Source organism: Legionella pneumophila subsp. fraseri (assembly GCF_000586315.1).
Taxonomy (GTDB): Bacteria; Pseudomonadota; Gammaproteobacteria; order Legionellales; family Legionellaceae; genus Legionella; species Legionella pneumophila_B.
Genome location: NZ_JFIM01000064.1, coordinates 1 through 385 on the forward strand (window position 1 = coordinate 1; position 385 = coordinate 385).

The window sequence follows — 385 nt, forward strand, 5'->3', positions numbered from 1 at the left end:
TACATTGGCTTGAAGTATGTTGGTAATGTGTAATTTGTTAAGTTGATAAGAAATTTCAGCAATACTGTTGACTTTATAGAAGTCCGGCTGGATAATTTATCCAGGTACGCTCTCGATTAGAGCGAAGAATGCGTACTGTTGCTGATATGCTAAATTAGTAACGAACGGAAATTAATAATAAAAAAAGTGGAGATAAGCATGTTAAATTTGAAAAAAACAGCGGTAGCTGTTCTTGCTTTAGGAAGCAGTGCAGTGTTCGCTGGTACTATGGGACCAGTTTGCACCCCAGGTAATGTAACTGTTCCTTGCGAAAGAACTGCATGGGATATTGGTATCACCGCACTATATTTGCAACCAATCTATGATGCTGATTGGGGCTACGATG

The 385-nt window shown here is 39.0% G+C and carries 1 protein-coding gene; it reads left to right on the forward strand.

Features of this window, described 5'->3' with window-relative positions; genetic code table 11:
* Positions 1 to 198: 198 nt before the first annotated feature.
* Positions 199 to 385, forward strand: a 187-nt coding sequence (locus CC34_RS01000000116455) for an Lpg1974 family pore-forming outer membrane protein (protein ID WP_032833141.1), incomplete at its 3' end; no start/stop codon positions are given.